A 21,348-nucleotide genomic window follows, 5' to 3' on the forward strand; every position below is an offset into this window, starting at 1 on the left:
GATTATTCGAGAATTATGAAGATGTCGCGCGCACATGCGCTGCGATCATTCGCCGATGGTGTAGAGATCCTCGGCCAGATGTGAATCGGGGAAATCGTCGGGCGCGAACAACTCGGTGCGAGTGATATGCGTTCCGCGGCGACGTGCGAGAGCGGTGAACATTGCGATCGACGCTTCGTTGTCGGGACTCACCGTCGTTTCCAGACGGGTCACGCCGAGCGGCTCGAGTCGGTCGAGCAGTGCGTTGAGCATACGGCCGGCCACTCCACGTCCACGCTGGTCTGCGTCGACTGCCACCTGCCAGACGAACAAGGTGTTCGGGGAGTCGGGGCGGCGGTAGCCGGTCACGAATCCCACGGGGCGATCGGTGTCGTCCGTTGCGACGACCGATGTGTCTGCGAAATCGCGACACCACAGCACATATGCGTAACCGGAATTGACGTCGAGAACCTGCGAATCACGCGCGATCTGCCAGAGTCGTCTACCGTCGGCGATACGCGGACGCCGGAATTCGATTGCAGCCGGCTCACTACCGGACTCGGTGGCGGCCACGTCCGAAGAAGTGGTCGCGGTATTCGATTCAGCCGAGTCGGGGGTCGGGGTACTTCTTTCCTTGACGGGCCTCATATGTCCTTTCAACCTAACAACTTCCGGTGTCGAGATCACGCCCGTCTCCGGAATCGGGATCGGAACCCTGTGGTCCGTGCAGGTCGAGCGCATGTTGTGATGCCGGTCACAAACATGTTACGTCGGTCCTCCTCGTGGCGATTACTTCGGGCTCGCGAGTGCGTACGGCAACACCGCGTCGGCTCCCGCGGCGACGAGGGTTCTCGCCGCCATCGTGAACGTCCAGCCGGTGTCGGTCACCGCATCGACGAGCAGGATCGGACCAACCGACCCGACGTCGTCGGGTCGCTCCCACCCATCGATCAGTGCGGCGACCCGGTATGCCGAGTTCGCTGCCGTGGGCTCCGTATTCCCGCTTCGGCGTCGCAATACACCTAGATCTCGCAATCGTCCGATTTGTGCCAATCGGGACGCGAGTGACTCGACGAGCAGGGGGTGCGTGGGGGAGTCCATGGCCATGACGGCGGTGGGCCGCTCCTCCCAGTCCCACGCCGCGAGCACCGCGATCGACGCGTCGACCACCGCCTTCGGCACTTCGCGGTCCGGCCCGTCGAGCAGCTCGCGCAGTCGCGGTCCCCACCCCAGATCCGACAACCGGCCCAATACACGCCCCGGACGCGGACCGTCCGTGATCCGGCCCGACAGCGCGATCCCGAGGGTCGACATCCCCGTAGGCCACTGCCGTCGCGGTGGCAGATCGACGCCGGGGCGTTCGAGGCGGGCGCGGGTCCGGGCGACCTCGTCGTCGCCGACGGACGTCTCCCACCGGGAGCCGATGCAGTTGTCGCACCGGCCGCAGCCGGTGCCTGCAGCGTCGAGATCGGGGTCGTCGAGTTGACGGCGGAGGAAGACCATGCGGCATTCGGTGGTGCGCTCGTATTCGAGCATCGCCTCCTGTTCCGCGGTGCGCGCCTCCTCGAGGCGCCCGTAGCGCTCCTCGTCGTACACCCAGGGCTGCCCGGTGGCGAGCCAGCCGCCCTTGACCCTCTTCACTGCTCCGTCGACGTCGAGGACCTTGAGGACCATCTCCAGGCGGGAGCGCATGAGGTCGACCCGCGGTTCGAGGGCGGGCGTCGATACCGGCCGTTCGGTATCGAGTGCTGCGATCACACGTCGGACGAGCTCCTCGTCCGGGAAGGCGACCGAGGCGAACCACTGCCAGATCCGGCGGTCCTCCGGGCCGGGGAGCAGAACCACCTCGGCGCGGTCGGTGGAGCGACCCGCACGCCCGACCTGCTGGTAGTAGGAGATCGGGGACGAGGGAGCGCCGAGGTGCACCACGAAGCCGAGGTCGGGTTTGTCGAAACCCATGCCGAGCGCCGAGGTCGCGACGAGCGCCTTGACCTTGTTGTCGAGGAGATCGGCTTCGAGCTGTTCGCGCTCGGTCGGTTCGGTCTGCCCGGTGTACGCCGCCACCGCGTAACCGTGGTCTGCGAGCAGCGCCGCGAGGTCGCGGGCGGCGGAGACCGTCAGCGCGTACACGATGCCCGAGCCCGGCAGATCCTTCAGATGCTGCGCGAGCCACGCTGCGCGTCGTGCCGGCTCGTCGATCCGCACCACCGACAGGTGCAGCGATGGACGGTCGAGGCCGCCGCGCAGCACGAGCGTGTCACCCGGGCCGTCGCTGCTGTTCCCACCGACACCGAGCTGGGCGGCGATGTCGGCGACGACGCGGTCGTTGGCAGTCGCCGTCGTCGCCAGCACGGGGATGTCGTCGCCGAGCTCGGCGACGAGGGTGCGGATGCGGCGGTAGTCGGGCCGGAAGTCGTGACCCCAGTCCGACACGCAGTGCGCCTCGTCGACGACCACCAGTCCGGCGTCGCGGGCGAGGGACGGCAGCACCTGGTCGCGGAAGTCGGGGTTGTTCAGGCGTTCGGGGCTGACGAGGAGGACGTCGACCTCGCCCGCCGCGATCCGCTCGTGGATCGCCGACCATTCCGTGACGTTGCCGGAGTTGATGGTCGCGGCGTGGACACCGGCCCGTTCGGCGGCCGCGACCTGGTTGCGCATCAGGGCGAGCAGCGGCGAGACGATCACCGTGGGACCCCGGCCCTGTCGACGCAGCAGCTTGGCGGAGATGAAGTAGACGGCCGACTTCCCCCAGCCCGTGCGCTGGACGACGAGGGCTCGGCGACGGTGCACCACGAGCGCTTCGATGGCGACCCATTGGTCGTCGCGGAGCCGGGCATCGGGGCCCGCCAACTCGCGGAGAAGGTGCTCGGCATCGTCGCGCAACAGGTCGGTGGAGTTCGTCATGTTGCAATCGTGCCCGACGGCGTTCCGTCACGGCGGCGGTGAACGGTTCTCCGGGGGCGGCGAACGGTACTGATGCGGCGGCGAACGGGGGATACCGTAGAGATGGCGGCGGAGCGGCTCGCGCGAAAGGTGGTGGCACCCAGTGTCAGTCAGCGTGGCGGAAATCATCGTGTAAAATCTTGCGGAACAACAACTTCCGATTACATCGATCTTGGAGTGCGACTCGTGACACTCTGTGTCCAAATTGGTGACGGCGATCGCCGGTCCGGCCCGAGTGTGACGAGCGGATCATCCGCGCCGCTATGGTCGTCGTCATGTACGCAGCCCTTTCATCGCCCGCAGCACCGTCTGTGGAGTCGGTCGTCGTGACCCCGGCCGAGGCTCGGGTACGTCATGAGACCTACCGCAAGAAGATCGTGTCGGCGCAGGACGCCGTCCAGTGGATCCGCCCCGGCGACACCGTTGCCATCAGCGGCTTCGCCAGCGCAGGTACCCCGAAGGCCGTGACCCCGGCCCTCGCCGAACACATCCGCCGCACGCGGGCGACCGGCGGCGACTTCCGGATCAACCTGCTCACCGGAGCATCGGTGGCCTCCGACACCGAGCGCATGCTCGCCGACGTCGACGGAATCGCGCTGCGTATGCCGTACCAGGCGGAGCCCACCGCCCGCGGACGGATCAACGAAGGCCGCATGGACTACGTCGACATCCACCTGTCGCACGTCGCCCAGCAGGTCTGGGAGGGCTACTACGGACACGTCGACGTCGCCGTCGTCGAGATCTCCGGCATCACCGAGACGGGCGAGCTGATCCCCGCCACCTCCATCGGCAACAACAAGACCTGGCTCGACGTCGCCGAGAAGGTGATCCTCGAGGTCAACTCGTGGATCCCCGCCGCCATGGACGGCGTGCACGACGTCTACTACGGCACCGCGCTTCCCCCCAACCGCCGCCCGATCGACCTCACCGACGTCGAGGACCGCATCGGCCAGCCCTACTTCCGGATCGATCCGGAACGTGTCGTCGCGGTGGTCGAGACCGATCGCCCCGACAGCGCGACCGCGCTCACGGCGCCCGACGCCACCAGCCGGGCCATCGCCGACCACGTCCTGGACTTCTTCGCGCACGAGGTCGCTGCCGGCCGGCTGCCCGCCGACACTCTGCTCCCGCTGCAGTCGGGTGTCGGCAACGTCGCCAACGCCGTGCTCGCCGGTCTCGACAGCGGACCGTACCGGGGGCTGACCTGCTACTCGGAGGTCATCCAGGACGGCATGCTCGACCTCGTCAAGCACGGCACCGTCCGGTTCGCCTCGGCCACCGCCCTCGCGCTGTCCGAAAACGGACTCAACGACTTCGTCGAGAACATCGACTTCTACCGCGACCACATCATGTTGCGGCCGCAGGAGATCAGCAACCACCCCGAGATCGTGCGCCGACTCGGCATCATCGCCATGAACGGCATGCTCGAGGCCGACGTCTACGGCAACGTCAACTCCACCCACGTGATGGGCACCCGCATCATGAACGGCATCGGTGGCTCCGGCGACTTCGCGCGCAACGGCTACCTGTCGATGTTCCTGAGCCCGTCGACGGCTCGCGACGGTGCGATCTCGTCGATCGTCCCGATGGTGCCGCACGTCGACCACACCGAGCACGACGTGCAGGTCATCGTGACCGAACAAGGTCTTGCCGATCTGCGCGCCCTGTCTCCCCGCCGTCGATCGCGGGTCGTCGTGGAGCGCTGCGCGCATCCCGACTACCGCGCCGAACTGCTCGACTACATCGAGCGCGCAGAAGCTGCCCCCGGCGCAGGTCACACCCCGCACCTGCTCGGTGAGGCATTCTCCTTCCACGAGCGCTACCAGCGCACGGGGACCATGCACGCGTCCTGATCGACGCGGCGGCGAACACGGTCGGCCCCGGCACCACACCACGGTGCCGGGGCCGACCTTTCTCGTTCGTCCGACTCAGCGGATCGGCGCCGGATCGATCTCCTGCTGCGGGAGCGTCGCGGAGATCGTCGCCGTGATGTCCTGCAGCGGGGTCGGCCCGGATCCGTCGGGCACGGTCAACGCCACGTAGACCGGACGGTCGACGGCGAACCACGTACTCGCCGGGATGCCCTGCTCGGCTCCCGACACCTCGAACCACTGCACGTCGTCGATCACCTGCAGCGCCGCCGCCTGGTCGAACTGGTCGGGCCGGTCGAGACCGCAGCGCAGGACGACCTCCTCGCCGTCGTCCGACTGCCAGGCCGCCGCACCCACCGGTGCCGGATCGGCCAATTCGGCGCGCGTGTAGTCGCCGAGCTCCTCCGGCAGCGCGTCGAGCAACTGTGAGCAGGATTCGGACTCCGCTTCCGGAGCCGGCACGGGACCGAGACCGACAGGCGTGTTCACCGGTGACTGCGACACGATCACGGCCGCGACCACCACACCGACCAGCAGGGCGACGGGCAGTGCGATCGCCGTGGCGATCAGCGCGGGACTGCGTCGCGTCCCGTCCGATCCGGGCGCCTCGACGGGGGCGTCGTCGGAGGGTTCGCGATCGGAAGCAGAGGTGTCGTTCATCGTGTCCAGCATCCGGGCTCGGGGACAGGGGGCGGTAGCGTGATCGAACGTAGCAGGGCACGTGCCGGCTCTCTCCCACCGCCGACCCAGAAAGAGGCGACCGTCACCGTGACGAACCCGACCGGACCCACCGTCGCCGACATGGGCGAATTCCCCGTGATCGAACGCGCGGTGAGGGCACGACGGCAACCCGACAGCACACTCGTCGGGCCGGGCCACGACGCGGCGGTCGTGTCGGCCGCCGACGGTCGCATCGCGATCTCGACCGACATGCTCGTCGAAGGACGTCACTTCCGGTTCGACTGGTCGAGCCCGGAGGAGGTCGGACGCAAGGCGGTCGCCCAGAACGGAGCCGATGTCGCCGCGGTCGGTGCGCGTCCCACCGCCTTCGTCGTCGGCCTCGGATGCCCACCCGAGACACCCGTCGCCGTGCTCGACGGCATTGCGGCGGGCATCGGGGAGGCTGCGGAGGAGATGGGCGCCGGAGTCGTGGGAGGTGATCTCGTGCAGGCGGGTCAGGTGATCGTCTCGGTCACCGTGCTCGGCGAACTCGACGGACGGCCACCGCTCCTCCGCTCCACTGCGCGCCCCGGCGACGTCGTCGCCCTCGCCGGTCGCACCGGTCGCTCCGCGGCGGGCCTGGCCCTGCTGCTGGCCGGCAACCGGGACTTCCCCGAACTCGTCGCGGCGCATCGTGTGCCCACACCGCCCTACGCCGCAGGTCCTGCCGCGGCCGCGGCAGGCGCCCACGCATGTACCGACATCTCCGACGGTCTCGTCGCCGATCTCGGGCACATCTGCACCGCATCGGAGGTCGCGATCGATCTCGACCCGGGTGCACTCGCTCCCGACACGCAACTCCGGGACGCCGGGGAGGCACTGTCGGTCGACCCGCAGGAATGGATCCTCACCGGCGGCGAGGACCACGCCCTCGCGGCGTGCTTCCCTCGCGAGGTCACCCTGCCGGACGGATGGCGGCCCATCGGCGTGGTCCTGGAAGGCTCCGGCGTCACCATCGACGGGCGACACCACAACGGATCCGGGGGCTGGCAGAGCTTCGCGGCGGGCGCTGATCGCTAGGGCGACCACTCCGGGTGGGGTTCGCTCGAGATAGGTTCTGCAGTCATGGCTGTCTACGCACTCGGCGAGCGTGTCCCCGATATCCATCCCGACGCGTGGGTTCATCCCGACGCGGTCGTGATCGGCAACGTCACCCTCGGTGCCGGCGCCTCCGTGTGGCCCTCGGCGGTGCTGCGCGGCGACTACGGCACGATCACCGTGGGGGAGAAGACCAACATCCAGGACGGCACGATCATCCACTGCACCGCGATCGAGGCCACGGTCATCGGCGCTCGCTGCGTCGTCGGGCACAACGCGCACATCGAGGGCGCCACGATCGGTGACGGTGCGCTGATCGGCTCGGGTTCGCTCGTCCTCAACGGCTCGGTCGTCGGTGCCGGCGCGCAGGTCGCCGCCGGCGCCCTGATCCCGCCGCGCTTCGAACTGCCGCCCCGCCGCATGGCGATGGGTATCCCCGCGAAGGTCCGCGAGGGCTACGAGGTCCCCGAGAACAACTTCGACGCCAACGCCGAGATGTACGCGGCGAACGCCGCCTACTACCGGACCGCCCTCCGCCGCATCGATCAGGAGTGACAGGTGGCCGACACCGTCGACACACAGTCCGCGGCCGGGGGAGCGGACGAGCCCCGTTCCGGTCGGCCCCTGTCCGAACTCGTCGACCCGGGCTGGGCGCGAGCACTCGAACCCGTCGCCGGTGACATCACCGCGATGGGGCAGTTCCTCCGCGCCGAACTCGCCGCGGGCCGCAGTTACCTGCCGTCCGGTCCGAACGTGCTGCGTGCCTTCACGCAGCCCTTCGAATCCGTCCGCGTCCTGATCGTCGGTCAGGATCCCTATCCCACTCCGGGTCACGCTGTGGGACTGAGCTTCTCGGTGGCCCCGGACGTCCGGCCGATCCCGCGCAGTCTCGCCAACATCTACCGCGAGTACACCGACGATCTCGGGTTGCCGCAGCCCTCCACGGGCGACCTGTCGCCGTGGACCGAGCACGGCGTCCTGTTGCTCAACCGGGTCCTCACCGTCGCACCGGGCCAGCCGGCCTCCCACCGCGGCAAGGGCTGGGAGGCGGTCACCGAGCAGGCGATCCGCGCGCTGGTCGCACGCGGGACCCCGCTCGTCGCGATCCTGTGGGGTCGCGACGCCGCGACCCTCGAACCCATGCTCGGTGGTGTGCCCACCGTGAAGTCGGCGCACCCGTCCCCGCTGTCGGCCTCACGCGGATTCTTCGGGTCGCGTCCGTTCAGCCGCGCGAACGCTCTGCTCGTCGAGCAGGGCGGCGAACCGGTGGACTGGCGACTGTCCTGAGCACCGATCCGCCGCCCGGAGATCAGGCGCGGACCGAATCCCAGTCCGGGCGCCGCTTGGCGACGAAGGCGTCGACACCCTCGATGCCAGTGGGCGACGTCGCGGCCGCGGAGATCGAGGCGGCTTCCGCATCGAGGTGCTCGGACAGCGATCGTTCCGCCGAGCCCGCCACGAGCGAGCGGATGGCGGCGTAGGACTGCGTGGGGCCGTGCGCGAGGGTCCGTGCGAGTCGCAACCCCTCGCTCTGGATCTCGCCGTCGGCGACGAGCCGGCTCAGCAGACCCAGACGCACGGCTTCGTCGGCGCCGATCACGGCGTCGGTCATGATGATCTCCCGTGCCCGCGACGGACCGACGATCCGCGGCAGGGTCCACGACATGCCGCCGTCGGGGGAGAAACCGATCGACGGGTACGCGGCGCGCATCTTCGTGCCGGGGCCGGCGAGCGCGATGTCGGCGAGCAGCGCCAGGCTCATCCCGGCGCCGGCAGCCCAGCCGTGCACGGCGGCGACGACCGGCACGGCCGCCTTGTCCAGCTCGCGCACGAAGTCGTGGAAGAGGTTCGCGATGTCGAGCAGGTGGGCGCCGCGGTCCTCGGCCGCGGCGAATCCGTGGACGTTTCCGCCCGCGCAGAAGTTCGCACCCTCACCGACGAGCAGCACGGCCCCGATCTCGGGGCCTGCCGCGCGCAGGGCCGCGATGCCCTGCTCCATCCCTGCGGGGGACAGGGAGGTGCCGTACTCGGAGGTCGCCACGGCGATCCGCAGGACGCGGTCCTCCACGCTCACCAATGAGCGGAGAGAGTCGCTGTCGGGGAAGGAAACTTGGTTCTCGGTCATTCCCGCACGATATCCGGCCGGGGGATCGAACGGCGAAGGCCCCCTACGCAATCAGCGCAGGGGGCCTTCGCTACGACTCGACCGGGAATCAGCCGCGGACGACCTTGCCGGCCTTGAGGCAGGAGGTGCACACGTTCATCTTGCGGGTGTTGCCCGGTGCAACCTGAGCGCGCACGCTCTGGATGTTCGGGTTCCAGCGACGGTTGGTACGCCGGTGCGAGTGCGAGACCGACTTCCCGAAGCCGGGGCCCTTGGCGCATACGTCGCAGACGGCAGCCATGTCGCGAACTCCTTGTGTCTAGTGGATAGATCTTCTGTCTGTTGTTTCGCCTTGCGAACACGGGGAACGAGCCGCCCGTGCGAGGCAACCCGGCAAGCTTAGCGAACTCGAGGGCGGTTGGCCAAACCGGACGGTGCGCCGGGTCGCGGCTAACCTGTTCGCCAGGGCTCGGCACCGTGTTCGACGGTACCGATCGTAGAGGTGGACGATGCCCGCAGGACGAGGCGAAGGGGGTGGAATCGTTGCTCGGAGCCGAGGACACGGTGGACGGGCGGGCGCTGCGCCGGTGGGTCGAGTTCGGTGTGGAAGCGCTCGAACAGCGCCGAGCGGAGATCAACTCGCTCAACGTCTTCCCGGTGCCCGACGGGGACACCGGAAACAATCTGTTGATCACCCTGCAGGCCGCGGCGGCCCGGATCGGCGGGCCCGTGGACGGCGCGCTCACCGCATCCGACGTCGCCGAAGGGCTCGCGCGCGGCGCCTTCGCCGGGGCGCGGGGCAACTCGGGGATCATCCTGGCGCAGGCGCTGCGCGGTGTCGCCGACGCGGTCGCGGGACTGACGACGGTCGGCGCCCGTGACCTGGCCGCGGCCCTCTCCAATGCCGCGACGCTCGTGACCGGAGCGCTCAGCGCGCCCGCGAAGGGCACCATCGTCAGCGTCCTCGAAGCCGCGGCCGACGGCGCGACCCGCGTCGCCTCGGAGACGGATGCGACCGTGTGCGATGTCGCCGTCGCGAGTGCCGACGCCGCCGCCGACGCGCTGCAGCGCACCACCACCCAGCTCGACGTCCTCGCCGAGGCCGGGGTGGTCGACGCCGGCGGTCTCGGCCTGCTCGTGCTGCTCGACTGCCTGGTGGAGGTCACCACCGGAACACGTCCCGACCGCCGGATGGTGCTCGCCGGCGCCTCGCGTCCCGTGGTCGAACCCGAGATCGTCGACGAACGTCCCGACAGCGACCAGCAGGAATACGAGGTGATGTATCTCGTCGGGAACTCCGACGACGCGCGTATGGACGCCCTGCGGTCCTCCCTCGACGCGCTCGGCGACTCGGTCGCGATCGTCGCCGGGGAAGCGGGGTGCTGGTCCGTGCATGTGCACTGCTGCGATCCCGGAGCTGCTGTGGAGGCCGGTCTCGCGGCGGGCTCGCTGAGCCGCATCGACATCACGTGCTTCGCGCTCGAGTCCGCGCGTCGCGGATGCGGCGACGGTCCCGTGGCGCTCGGCACGGCCACCGCCGCGGTCCGCGCCGAGTCGGCGGGGGAGCAGTCCCGGGCGGTCCTCGCGGTGGTGGGCGGCGAGGGCGCCGCCGAACTGTTCGAGGCGGAGGGCGCCCGGGTGCTGCGGGCCGAGGAGATCTCCGTCCCGGACGAACTGCTCGAGGCGATCCGGGCACTGCCGAGCCGGGACGTCCTCGTGCTGCCCAACGGTGCGCTCTCTGCACAGGACGTCGTCGCCGTGGGTGCGCGGGCGCGGCGGGACGACCGCGACGTGATGTTCCTGCCGTCCTCCTCCGTCGTTCAGGGACTGGCCTCGTTGGCCGTGCACGATCCGATGCGCGCCACCGTCGACGACGCCTTCGCGATGTCGGAGGCGGCGTCGTGTGTGCGGTGGGGGTCGCTGCGGTACGCGAACGAACGTGCGCTGACCTGGGTCGGAACGTGCGAACCCGGCGACAGTCTCGGACTGGCCGGCCATGATGTCGTAGTGATCGAGCATGATCTGGTGACAGCGGGAGCGTCACTGCTCGACAGGATTCTCGCCGCGGGCGGTGAGCTCGTGACGATGCTGGTCGGTGCCGACGCCCCCGACGGACTCGTCGAGCAGCTGGTCGCTCATCTCGATCACCGTCACCCGGAGATCGACGTGGCGGTCTACCAGGGCGGTCAGCGCAGCGACCTGCTGCAGCTCGGCGTCGAGTAGCCGGTGCGCCGCGAGGCCACCGCAGGAGTAGCGGAAGGGACGGCAGTGGCGACACTCGCGGACCGGCTCGATCATGTCCTCGGCCGCAAGACGGCGGACGCCTTGCACGACGCGTTCGGGATGACCACCGTCGAGGATCTGCTGAGGCACTATCCGCACCGCTACGCCACCCAGGGCGCCGAGCTCGGCGAGAGTCAGCCCACCGAGGGCCAGCACATCACGATCATCGCGCGGGTCGAGTCGGCGCAGGAGGTGCCGATGAAGTCCCGCGCCGGCAAGCGCCTCGCGGTGCGGCTGCGCTCCGATCGTCACAGCATCGACGTCACCTTCTTCAACCCGCACCGGGTCAAGCACAACATCAAGCCCGGCGTGCGTGCGATGTTCTCCGGCACCGTGAAGTACTTCCGCGACAAGTGGAGCCTGACCCACCCGAGCTATCTCGTGTTGCCCGAACCGCGCGACGCCGAGGACCTGGTCTCGGCGACACCGGCGCGGGTGCGGGGCGCCGGAGCCCTGGCGGGTCTCGCACGCACCGCGCAGGACGGCTCGGGGGTCGACATGTCGGTCTTCGACCGTGCGCTGATCCCGATGTACCGCGCGACCCGCGAGGTCGAGTCGTGGACCGTCATGCGGTGTGTGCGGCAGGTGCTCGACCAGCTCGACCACGTCGACGACCCGCTGCCCGAGTGGGTGCGCGACGAGCACGGCTTCGTGGGGCTCGACGAAGCGTTGCGCTCGATCCACCTGCCCGACACGAAGCAGGAGATCGACCGGGCGCGCGACCGCCTGCGGTTCGACGAGGCCGCCGCGGTGCAGCTCGTGCTCGCCGGACGCCGGCACGACGTCGAGGTGCGGTCGGCGCCGTCCTGCCCACGCCGCGAGGGCGGGATCGCCGACGAGTTCGACCGGCGGCTGCCCTTCGAGCTGACGGCCGGGCAGCTGTCGGTGGCCGACGAGATCGCGGCCGATCTCGCACGTGAGCACCCCATGAACCGGTTGCTCCAGGGTGAGGTCGGTTCCGGCAAGACCATCGTGGCGCTGCGGGCGATGCTGCAGGTGATCGACTCCGGTCGGCAGTGCGCGCTGCTCGCACCCACCGAGGTGCTCGCGGCGCAGCACGCGCGATCGCTCACGAAGATGCTCGGCGATCTCGCCGCGGCGGGCGAACTCGGTGCCCACGAACTCGCGACCCGCGTGACCCTGCTGACCGGCTCGATGGGTGTCGCGCGCAAACGGGCCGCACTCAACGAGGCGGTGACGGGCGATGCCGGGATCGTCATCGGCACGCACGCGCTGATCGAGGACACGGTGCAGTTCTTCGACCTCGGCCTGGTGGTGATCGACGAGCAGCACCGCTTCGGTGTCGAACAACGCGACGCCCTGCGCTCGCGAGGTCGCGACGGCGCGTCCCCGCACGTGCTGGTGATGACCGCGACGCCCATCCCGCGCACCATCGCGATGACGGTGCTCGGCGACCTCGAGGTCTCGACCCTGCGCGAGTTGCCCCGCGGGCGGTCGCCGATCGTCAGCCGCGTGGTCCCGGCGAAGGTGCATCCGAAGTGGGTCGACCGCGCCTGGGAGCGTATCCGCGAGGAGGTCGCCGAGGGGCGGCAGGCCTACGTGGTGTGTTCCCGTATCGGCGACGGTGATTCCGACGACGATGCGCTCTTCGATCCGGACGGGTCCGAGCCGTCGGGATCGGGGAAGGGCAAGCAGGCCCCGCCCGAGACCGTCTCGGTGCTCGAGCAGTTCGAGTTCCTCACCTCCGGTCCGCTGCGGGATCTGAGGGTGGGGCTGCTGCACGGTCGCCTCGCCGGCGACGAGAAGGACGCGGTGATGCAGGCCTTCAACGCCGCGGAACTCGACGTGCTCGTGTGCACGACCGTCGTCGAGGTCGGTGTCGACGTGCCGAACGCGACCGTGATGGTGATCGTCGACGCCGACCGGTTCGGTGTCAGCCAGCTGCACCAGTTGCGCGGTCGCGTCGGTCGTGGCGGCCACCAGGGTCTGTGCCTGCTCGTGACCGACGCGAAGCCCGCGACCCCGACGATGATGCGGCTCGAGGCAGTCGCCGGCACCACCGACGGTTTCGAACTCGCCCAGCTCGACCTGCAGCTGCGCCGGGAGGGCGACGTCCTCGGTGTCGCCCAGTCCGGCACAGTGTCGACGCTGCGGCTGCTCTCGCTCGTCGACGACGCCGACGTCATCGAGGCGGCCCGCGACTTCTCCCGGACGGTGACGGAGAAGGATCCCGGCCTCGAACACCACCCGGGGCTCGCGAGCATGGTGCGGGCCGCGCTCGACGCCGAGCGTGTGGCCTATCTCGACAAGTCCTGAGTTACGTTCCGTACACCGTGCCCCAGAACCCGTGGTGAGGTTTCGGTGGCCGTGCCCGGCGTGTTGACGCCGTGTTACGGCGGAGCCGACTGCATCGTTCCAGTCGTGCCATCCGGACGCCTCGTCCCACGATGTGGAACGCGCGTCCGAGTCGGCATGTTACGGCGCGGTACCGTCGACCAATGTTCTCGAAAGTGCTTGTCGCCAACCGTGGCGAGATCGCGATCCGCGCGTTCCGTGCCGCCTACGAACTGGGTGCCGGGACGGTCGCGGTGTTCCCGTACGAAGACCGGAACTCCCTGCACCGGTTGAAGGCCGACGAGGCCTATCAGATCGGGGAGGAGGGGCACCCGGTCCGCGCATACCTGTCGGTCGAGAAGATCGTCGAAGCGGCCGTGTCGGCCGGCGCCGACGCGATCTACCCCGGCTACGGCTTCCTCTCCGAGAACCCGGACCTCGCTGCAGCGTGCGCGGAAGCGGGCATCACCTTCGTCGGTCCGTCGGCGGAAATCCTCGAACTGACGGGCAACAAGGCCCGCGCGATCGCCTCGGCGAAGGCCGCCGGCCTCCCGGTACTGGCGTCGTCGGAGCCGTCGTCGGATGTCGACGAGCTGCTCGCCGCCTCGGAGACGATGAACTTCCCGGTCTTCGTCAAGGCCGTCGCCGGTGGTGGCGGACGCGGCATGCGCCGGGTCGCCGAGCCCTCCCAGCTGCGCGAGGCCATCGAAGCCGCTTCTCGTGAAGCCGACGCCGCCTTCGGTGATCCCACCGTCTTCCTGGAGCAGGCCGTGGTCAACCCGCGGCACATCGAGGTGCAGATCCTCGCCGACAAGCACGGCAACGTCATCCACCTGTACGAGCGCGACTGCTCGGTGCAGCGCCGCCACCAGAAGGTCATCGAGCTCGCCCCCGCCCCGAATCTCGATCCCGAGCTTCGCGACCGCATCTGCGCCGACGCCGTGGCCTTCGCCAAGGAGATCGGCTACCAGTGCGCGGGCACCGTCGAGTTCCTCGTCGACGAACGCGGCAACCACGTGTTCATCGAGATGAACCCGCGGATCCAGGTCGAGCACACGGTCACCGAGGAGATCACCGACGTCGACCTCGTGCAGTCCCAGCTGCGCATCGCCGCGGGCGAGTCGCTCGACGAACTGGGCCTGTCGCAGGAAAGCATCACCATCCGCGGCGCGGCGCTGCAGTGCCGCATCACCACCGAGGACCCGGCCAACGGGTTCCGCCCGGACACCGGCCGCATCACCGGCTACCGCACCCCGGGTGGTGCCGGTATCCGTCTCGACGGTGGCACGTCGGTGGGCGCGGAGATCTCCGCCCACTTCGACTCGATGCTCGTCAAGCTCACCTGCCGCGGCCGCAACTTCGAGACCGCCGTCGCCCGCGCCCGCCGCGCGGTCGCCGAGTTCCGTATCCGCGGTGTCGCGACGAACATCCCGTTCCTGCAGGCGGTGCTCGACGACGAGGACTTCCGCGGCGGCAACGTGAACACCTCGTTCATCGAGGAGCGCCCGCATCTGCTGACGCTGCGCTCGTCCGCCGACCGCGGCACCAAGATCCTGCGGTACCTCGCCGACGTGACGGTGAACAAGCCGCACGGTGAGCGCACCACGACGGTGTACCCGCACGACAAGCTCCCCGCGATCGACCTGAACGCCGCGCCGCCGGCCGGTTCGCGTCAGCGCCTGCTCGAACTCGGCCCCGAGGGCTTCGCCCGTGCGCTGCGCGAGCAGAAGGCGATCGGCGTCACCGACACCACCTTCCGCGACGCCCACCAGTCGCTGCTCGCGACCCGCGTGCGCAGCAAGGACCTGCTGACCGTGGCCGGGCACGTGGCCCGGATGACGCCGCAGCTGCTGTCGATCGAGGCGTGGGGCGGCGCGACCTACGACGTCGCACTGCGCTTCCTGCACGAGGATCCGTGGGAGCGGCTCGCGGCGCTGCGCGAGGCGATCCCGAACATCAACCTGCAGATGCTGCTGCGCGGACGCAACACCGTCGGCTACACCCCCTACCCGGAGGCCGTCACCCGTGCCTTCGTGCAGGAGGCCGCCGACACCGGCATCGACATCTTCCGCATCTTCGACGCGCTGAACAACGTCGACCAGATGCGACCGGCGATCGACGCGGTGCGCGAGACCGGCACCACGCTCGCCGAGGTCGCGATGTCCTACACCGGCGACCTGTCGAACCCGAACGAGACGATCTACACGCTCGACTACTACCTGCGCCTGGCGGAGGAGATCGTCGAGGCCGGTGCGCACGTGCTGGCCATCAAGGACATGGCGGGTCTGCTGCGCGCCCCGGCCGCCGCGACGCTCGTGTCGGCGCTGCGCAGCAACTTCGATCTGCCGGTGCACGTGCACACGCACGACACCCCGGGTGGTCAGCTCGCCACCTACCTCGCGGCCTGGCACGCCGGTGCCGACGCGGTCGACGGTGCGTCCGCGGCCCTGGCCGGTACGACGAGCCAGCCCGCCCTGTCGGCGATCGTCGCCGCCGCGGCGAACAGCGAGTTCGACACCGGCCTCGACCTGCAGGCCGTGTGCGATCTCGAGCCGTACTGGGAGGCACTGCGCAAGGTGTACGCACCGTTCGAGTCGGGCCTGCCCGCACCGACCGGCCGCGTCTACACCCACGAGATCCCCGGCGGTCAGCTGTCGAACCTGCGTCAGCAGGCCATCGCGCTGGGTCTCGGCGACCGCTTCGAGGAGGTCGAGGCCGCCTACGCCGGCGCCGACCGCCTCCTGGGCCGCCTGATCAAGGTCACGCCGTCGAGCAAGGTCGTCGGCGACCTCGCGCTGCACCTCGTGGGCGCGGGAGTCTCGGTCGACGACTTCGCCGCCGAGCCCGGCAAGTACGACATCCCCGATTCGGTGATCGGCTTCCTGCGCGGCGATCTCGGAACTCCGGCCGGTGGTTGGCCCGAACCCTTCCGCAGCAAGGCGCTGTCGGGCCGGGCCGAGCCCAAGCCGGTCACCCCGCTCGCGCCGGAGGAGGAGAAGGCCCTCGGCGGTTCGTCCGACGAGCGTCGCCGCATGCTCAACCGCCTGCTGTTCCCGGGCCCCGCGAAGGAGTTCGAGCAGCACCGCGAGACCTACGGCGACACCACCGAGCTGTCGGCCAACCAGTTCTTCTATGGTCTGCGGCACGGCGACGAGCACCGGGTGCGCCTGGACAAGGGCGTCGAACTGCTCATCGGTCTCGAGGCGATCTCCGATGCCGACGAGAAGGGCTACCGCACCGTCATGTGCATCCTCAACGGGCAGCTGCGCCCGGTGTCGGTGCGCGACCGCTCGGTGGCCGCGGAGATCCCTGCCGCGGAGAAGGCCGACCGCAACCATCCCGGTCATGTCGCGGCGCCGTTCGCCGGCATGGTCACCCTCGTCGTGTCCGAGGGTGACAGCGTCTCGGCGGGCGACACCGTCGCCACGATCGAGGCCATGAAGATGGAGGCCGCGATCACCGCGCCGCGCGGCGGACGCATCACGCGCGTCGCGATCGGACCGGTGCAACAGGTCGAAGGTGGCGACCTGCTCGTCGAGGTGTCCACGGGAGACAGCGCCGAGTGACACGGATCGTCGCCGGCCGGGCCGGGGGGCGGCGCCTGAAGGTGCCGCCCCGCGGGACCCGGCCCACCTCCGAACGGGTGCGCGAAGCCCTGTTCAGTTCGCTCGACGCACGCATGGACATCGACGGGGCCGCCGTCCTCGACCTCTACGCGGGGTCGGGGGCGCTCGGCCTCGAGGCGCTGTCCCGCGGCGCCGAGCACGCGATGCTCGTCGAGTCCGACGCGAAGGCGGCGGGCGTGATCCGCGAGAACATCGCGACGGTCGGACTGCCCGGTGCGGTGCTGCGTACCGCACCGGTGTCCGCAGTGCTCGCGGGCATCCCCGATCGCGTCTACGACCTCGTCCTGGCCGACCCGCCCTACGCCGTCACCGAGGAGGCCGTCACCGGCGTGCTCGGGGCGCTGGTCTCCGGGGGGTGGGTCGAGGACGGCTCGATCGTCGTGGTCGAACGGTCGTCGCGATCACCGGAAACGGTGTGGCCGCAGGGATTCGAGGTCGGCAGGTCGAAGCGCTACGGCGAGACCAGAGTGGAGATCGCCACCTGCTACGGTGCTGGGTCATGAGCCGCGCGGTCTGCCCAGGATCCTTCGACCCGGTCACCAACGGACACCTCGACGTCATCGGCAGGGTCTCGGCCCAGTTCGACGAGGTCGTCGTGACCGTCACGATCAATCCCAACAAGCAGGGGATGTTCACGATCGACGAACGCCTCGAGATGCTCTCCGACGCCACGGCGCACCTGCCGAACGTCACGGTCGACGCCTGGCAGGGTCTGCTCGTCGACTACGCCCGCGAACGGGGGATCACCGCGATCGTCAAGGGTCTGCGCGGCGCCAACGACTTCGACTACGAGCTGCAGATGGCGCAGATGAACCACAAGCTCACCGGCGTCGACACCCTGTTCGTCGCCACCAACCCGGTCTACAGCTACCTGTCGAGCTCGCTCGTCAAGGAGGTCGCGACCTACGGCGGCGACGTCTCCGAGATGCTGCCGGGTTCCGTGCACGATCGTCTGCTCGCGCGTCTCGCCGAGCGGGCCGCCGCGAAGTAGACCGACCCCTCCCGCACGACCTGTGACGGCCGTATCCCGACACACCGAGCGCAGGGCACACGAGCGTGCCCTGCGCTGCGGCAGACTGGACGGCGGCGCGACCGCACCGGTCGTGTCGAGCGAGTGATTGGGGTTGGGCGTGTACCGGGTATTCGAGGCACTCGACGAGCTGGTCGCAATCGTCGAAGAGGCACGTAGCGTTCCGATGACGGCGAGCTGCGTGGTACCGCGCGGCGATGTCCTCGAACTGCTCGACGACGTGCGCGATGCGCTGCCGCCCGAACTCGACGACGCGCAGGACGTCCTCGATCACCGTGACAAGCTGATCAACGACGCGCGGGCCCAGGCCGACAAGACGGTCGGGGACGCCGACGAGGAGGCACGCACCCTCCTCGAGGACGCGCGCGCCGACGCCGACCGCATGCTCGCGGACGCGAAGGCCCAGGCGGACCGGATGGTCAAGGAGGCCCGCGCCCACGCCGAGGAACTGGTGCGCGATGCGCAGGCCGAGGCCGACGATCTCGTCGCCGAGGGCAACAAGCAGTACGAGAGCGTGACCGGGCGTGCCCGCGTCGAGGCCGACCGTCTGGTCGAGTCCGGGCAGGCGTCCTACGAGCGTTCCGTGGCCGAGGGCGAGGCCGAGAAGGCGCGCCTGGTGTCGCAGACCGAGGTCGTGCAGGCCGCACACGCCGAGTCGGCGCGAGTCATCGATTCGGCCCACGCCGAGTCCGACCGTCTCCGGACCGAGTGCGACGAGTACATCGACGGCAAGCTGTCGGAGTTCGAGGAACTGCTCGGCACCACGCTGCGGTCCGTCGGCCGCGGCCGGCAGCAGTTGCGGCTGTCGGGTGCTCCCGACTTCGCGGAGGCCGATCACCGGGCGAGCCGTCGCCGCTGACCCGCGGGATTTTCGCTCCTGCCGCCCATCGCGTATCATGGAGCGGTTGCCCTATCACGACCGAGTCGTGTCCTGCGTCGTCCGAAGAAGGTGAGTTCCCCGTGTCCACCCGTGATTCCAGCACGTCCCGTTCCGGCCGGGACTCCGGGCTGGTGTTCGACACGCTCTCCCTGGGCCGTCGGCCCGGTTCGATGCGTACGGTCGAGCGGAAGGTGCCGTCACCCTCGCGCATCGGGCTCGATCTGATCGCGATCGAGGAAGGCTCCGAGATCGATCTCGATCTCCGCCTGGAGTCGGTGTCCGAGGGCGTCCTGGTCACCGGTAGTGTTCGTGCCGACGCCGTCGGTGAGTGCTCTCGGTGCCTCGAGTCGTTCACCGAGCCGGTGGACGTGTACCTCACCGAGCTGTTCGCCTACCCGAACAGCGTCACGGAGCAGACCACCGAGGACGACGAGGTGTACCGCGTCGAGAACGATCTCATCGATCTCGAACCGGTCCTCGTGAACGCGGTGGGCCTGGAACTTCCGCTGCAGCCGTTGTGTAGTGACGACTGTGCGGGATTGTGCCCCGAATGCGGCATTCGCCTGGCGATTGCGGAATCCGGGCACCGTCATGAGACAATGGATCCTCGCTGGGCTGGGTTGGCAGCCAAGTTCGGCGCGGGCTCCGAAGAACCCAGCAGTCAAATCGACAGCTCGAACAACGAGGAGAAGTAGACGTGGCCGTCCCCAAGCGCAGAATGTCGCGTTCCAACACCCGGTCGCGGCGCAGCCAGTGGAACACCACTGCGCCGACGCTCGTCACCTGCCCGAACCGGGGTTGCGGAGAGAAGAAGCTGCCCCACGTGGCGTGCCCGTCGTGCGGCACCTACAACGGCCGTCAGGTGACCGCGCCCGTCTAATCGGTATTCACGTGACGAGCAAGTCCTCCGAAACAGCTACCGAGGGCGGCGAAGAGAGCCACGAGTCTCTCCTCGCCGCCCTCGGCGTGCCTCTGGACGCAGAACTGCTGTCCTTGGCGCTCACCCACCGCTCGTACGCCTACGAGAACGGCGGGTTGCCCACCAACGAACGTCTCGAGTTCCTCGGCGATGCCGTCCTCGGGCTCGCGGTGACCGAAAAGCTCTACCTCACCCACCCGGACAAGTCCGAGGGCGAACTCGCCAAGATCCGCGCGAGCGTCGTCAACATGCACGCGCTCGCCGAGGTGGCGCGCGGCCTCGGAGAAGGTGGGCTCGGAGTGCACCTCCTGCTCGGCAAGGGCGAGGAGCTGACGGGCGGACGCGACAAGGCCAGCATCCTGGCCGACGGCATGGAATCGCTCCTCGGTGCCGTCCACCTCGCCCACGGCATCGATGTCGCGCGCGAAGTGGTTCTGCGCCTGTTCGCCGCGCTGCTCGAACGCGGCCCCCGTCTCGGTGCCGGTCTGGACTGGAAGACGAGTCTGCAGGAACTCACCGCCGAACGCGGTCTCGGTGTTCCGGCCTACGAGATCACCGCCACCGGTCCGGATCACGACAAGGAATTCACCGCCACCGCCCTCATCGGTGGCAATCCCTACGGCACCGGTGTCGGACGTACCAAGAAGGAAGCCGAGCAGAAGGCCGCGTCGGCTGCGTGGAACGCGCTGACCGAGGGCACTGCTGCCGCAGCCGGTGATGCCGGCACTTCCGATGAGCAGTCCGGATCCACCGACACGCCCACCGAGGGCAACTGACCGCAGGTGCCCGAACTTCCCGAAGTCGAGGTGGTCCGTCGCGGACTCGACGCGCACGTCGTCGGCGCGACGGTGGACTCGGTGCAGGTGCTGCATCCGCGTGCCGTCCGCCGGCACGAGCCCGGTCCGCGCGATCTCGCACTGCAGGTGACCGGTCAGAAGGTCGCCTCGGTCGAGCGTCGCGGCAAGTACATGTGGCTCGTGCTCGAACCGGCCGATCTGGCGCTCGTGGTGCATCTGGGGATGAGCGGGCAGATGCTCGTGCAGCCTCCGACCGTGCCGGACGAGAAGCATCTGCGTATCCGCGCAGTCCTCGACAACGGCGCCGATCTGCGCTTCGTCGATCAGCGCACCTTCGGAGGCTGGGCCCTGGCCCCGCTCGTGGAGGTGGACGGTGATCGTCTGCCGCTGCCGGTCGCGCACATCGCCCGCGACCCGATGGATCCCCGGTTCGACCCGGACGCGGTCGTGGCCGTGCTGCGCACCAAGCACACCGAGCTCAAGCGTGCGCTGCTCGACCAGACCGTCGTCTCCGGTATCGGCAACATCTACGCCGACGAAGCGCTGTGGCGCGCAAGGATTCACGGCAACCGGCCGACCGACGCGCTGTCGCGTCCGAAGCTCCGGTCGGCTCTCGACGCCGCCACCGAGGTGATGGCGGAGGCTCTCGGCCAGGGTGGTACGTCGTTCGACGCCCTGTACGTCAACGTCAACGGGGAGTCCGGCTATTTCGAGCGCTCCCTGAACGTCTACGGGCGCGAGAACGAGCCGTGCCGACGCTGCGGCGCGCCGATCCGTCGCGAGAAGTTCATGAACCGCTCGTCGTACAGCTGCCCGAAGTGTCAGCCACGACCGCGAACGGCCCGGTAGCGCACGCGCAGACC

General features: G+C 69.3%; 19 protein-coding genes. 14 read left to right on the forward strand and 5 right to left on the reverse strand.

Annotation, left to right across the window (positions count from 1 at the left end):
* Positions 1-45: 45 nt before the first annotated feature.
* Together ectA and LPH33_RS09450 are read right to left on the reverse strand one after the other, a co-directional pair.
* Positions 46-552 carry a diaminobutyrate acetyltransferase gene (gene ectA / locus LPH33_RS09445; RefSeq protein WP_088897347.1) on the reverse strand — a complete coding sequence of 169 codons (507 nt, stop codon included), beginning with the start codon at positions 550-552 and terminating at the stop codon, positions 46-48.
* Between the two features lie 216 nt (positions 553-768).
* Positions 769-2,883 (reverse strand): RecQ family ATP-dependent DNA helicase, encoded by a 2,115-nt coding sequence (locus LPH33_RS09450; protein ID WP_229567910.1) that lies wholly within the window; start codon positions 2,881-2,883, stop codon positions 769-771.
* A gap of 350 nt (positions 2,884-3,233) precedes the next feature.
* Here LPH33_RS09450 and LPH33_RS09455 point away from each other — a divergent pair, with 350 nt between their 5' ends.
* On the forward strand, positions 3,234-4,775 hold the full coding sequence (locus tag LPH33_RS09455; RefSeq protein WP_160876552.1) for an acetyl-CoA hydrolase/transferase family protein: 1,542 nt from the start codon (positions 3,234-3,236) through the stop codon (positions 4,773-4,775).
* Between the two features lie 75 nt (positions 4,776-4,850).
* Here LPH33_RS09455 and LPH33_RS09460 read toward each other — a convergent pair whose 3' ends face one another.
* The gene (locus LPH33_RS09460; RefSeq protein WP_145691825.1) at positions 4,851-5,465 is read right to left on the reverse strand and encodes a DUF3515 domain-containing protein; all 615 of its coding nucleotides are present in this window, start codon (positions 5,463-5,465) and stop codon (positions 4,851-4,853) included.
* 129 nt (positions 5,466-5,594) lie between these two features.
* On the opposite strand from LPH33_RS09460, the gene LPH33_RS09465 reads away from it, so the two are divergent.
* From LPH33_RS09465 to LPH33_RS09475, 3 genes are read left to right on the forward strand one after another with little or no spacing between them, the layout of a single operon-like run.
* Positions 5,595-6,533, forward strand: a complete 939-nt coding sequence (locus LPH33_RS09465) for a thiamine-phosphate kinase (RefSeq protein WP_229568312.1) — start codon at positions 5,595-5,597, stop codon at positions 6,531-6,533.
* Positions 6,534-6,578: 45 nt separating this feature from the next.
* Positions 6,579-7,106 carry a gamma carbonic anhydrase family protein gene (locus tag LPH33_RS09470; protein WP_088897343.1) on the forward strand — a complete coding sequence of 176 codons (528 nt, stop codon included), beginning with the start codon at positions 6,579-6,581 and terminating at the stop codon, positions 7,104-7,106.
* Positions 7,107-7,109: 3 nt separating this feature from the next.
* A complete protein-coding gene (locus LPH33_RS09475; RefSeq protein WP_145691823.1) occupies positions 7,110-7,838 on the forward strand; it encodes a uracil-DNA glycosylase in 729 nt (242 codons plus the stop codon).
* Positions 7,839-7,860: 22 nt separating this feature from the next.
* On the opposite strand, the gene LPH33_RS09480 is transcribed toward LPH33_RS09475, so the two are convergent.
* Together LPH33_RS09480 and rpmB are read right to left on the reverse strand one after the other, a co-directional pair.
* The gene (locus LPH33_RS09480; RefSeq protein WP_088897341.1) at positions 7,861-8,676 is read right to left on the reverse strand and encodes an enoyl-CoA hydratase/isomerase family protein; all 816 of its coding nucleotides are present in this window, start codon (positions 8,674-8,676) and stop codon (positions 7,861-7,863) included.
* Between the two features lie 88 nt (positions 8,677-8,764).
* Positions 8,765-8,956 carry a 50S ribosomal protein L28 gene (gene rpmB, locus LPH33_RS09485; RefSeq protein ID WP_006551201.1) on the reverse strand — a complete coding sequence of 64 codons (192 nt, stop codon included), beginning with the start codon at positions 8,954-8,956 and terminating at the stop codon, positions 8,765-8,767.
* Positions 8,957-9,189: 233 nt separating this feature from the next.
* Here rpmB and LPH33_RS09490 point away from each other — a divergent pair, with 233 nt between their 5' ends.
* The 10 genes from LPH33_RS09490 to mutM all read left to right on the forward strand — a co-directional run bounded on the left by LPH33_RS09490 (position 9,190) and on the right by mutM (position 21,334).
* Positions 9,190-10,878, forward strand: coding sequence for a DAK2 domain-containing protein (locus LPH33_RS09490; protein WP_016691905.1), 1,689 nt, complete (start codon positions 9,190-9,192; stop codon positions 10,876-10,878).
* A 45-nt stretch (positions 10,879-10,923) separates the two neighbouring features.
* Positions 10,924-13,215: an ATP-dependent DNA helicase RecG gene (gene recG / locus LPH33_RS09495; protein WP_229567911.1), complete on the forward strand. Its 2,292-nt coding sequence runs from the start codon at positions 10,924-10,926 to the stop codon at positions 13,213-13,215.
* Positions 13,216-13,397: 182 nt separating this feature from the next.
* Complete coding sequence (locus tag LPH33_RS09500; protein ID WP_229567912.1) at positions 13,398-16,799, forward strand: pyruvate carboxylase; 3,402 nt, start codon at positions 13,398-13,400, stop codon at positions 16,797-16,799.
* Positions 16,796-17,362: a 16S rRNA (guanine(966)-N(2))-methyltransferase RsmD gene (gene rsmD, locus LPH33_RS09505; protein WP_145691820.1), complete on the forward strand. Its 567-nt coding sequence runs from the start codon at positions 16,796-16,798 to the stop codon at positions 17,360-17,362. The genes LPH33_RS09500 and rsmD overlap by 4 nt, the downstream gene beginning before the upstream one ends.
* Complete coding sequence (coaD, locus tag LPH33_RS09510) at positions 17,359-17,850, forward strand: pantetheine-phosphate adenylyltransferase (RefSeq protein WP_160876530.1); 492 nt, start codon at positions 17,359-17,361, stop codon at positions 17,848-17,850. Before rsmD ends, coaD begins: the two co-directional genes overlap by 4 nt.
* A 139-nt stretch (positions 17,851-17,989) precedes the next feature.
* Positions 17,990-18,748, forward strand: a complete 759-nt coding sequence (locus tag LPH33_RS09515) for a DivIVA domain-containing protein (RefSeq protein WP_088897337.1) — start codon at positions 17,990-17,992, stop codon at positions 18,746-18,748.
* 101 nt (positions 18,749-18,849) lie between these two features.
* Positions 18,850-19,464, forward strand: coding sequence for a YceD family protein (locus tag LPH33_RS09520; protein ID WP_120282236.1), 615 nt, complete (start codon positions 18,850-18,852; stop codon positions 19,462-19,464).
* 2 nt (positions 19,465-19,466) lie between these two features.
* Positions 19,467-19,649, forward strand: a complete 183-nt coding sequence (gene rpmF / locus LPH33_RS09525) for a 50S ribosomal protein L32 (RefSeq protein ID WP_006551208.1) — start codon at positions 19,467-19,469, stop codon at positions 19,647-19,649.
* 11 nt (positions 19,650-19,660) lie between these two features.
* Positions 19,661-20,464: a ribonuclease III gene (gene rnc / locus LPH33_RS09530; protein WP_160876528.1), complete on the forward strand. Its 804-nt coding sequence runs from the start codon at positions 19,661-19,663 to the stop codon at positions 20,462-20,464.
* A gap of 6 nt (positions 20,465-20,470) precedes the next feature.
* Positions 20,471-21,334, forward strand: a complete 864-nt coding sequence (gene mutM, locus LPH33_RS09535; RefSeq protein ID WP_160876526.1) for a bifunctional DNA-formamidopyrimidine glycosylase/DNA-(apurinic or apyrimidinic site) lyase — start codon at positions 20,471-20,473, stop codon at positions 21,332-21,334.
* The last annotated feature ends 14 nt before the right edge of the window (positions 21,335-21,348 follow it).

The organism is Rhodococcus sp. RDE2, from assembly GCF_020885655.1.
GTDB lineage: Bacteria > Actinomycetota > Actinomycetes > Mycobacteriales > Mycobacteriaceae > Rhodococcus > Rhodococcus pyridinivorans.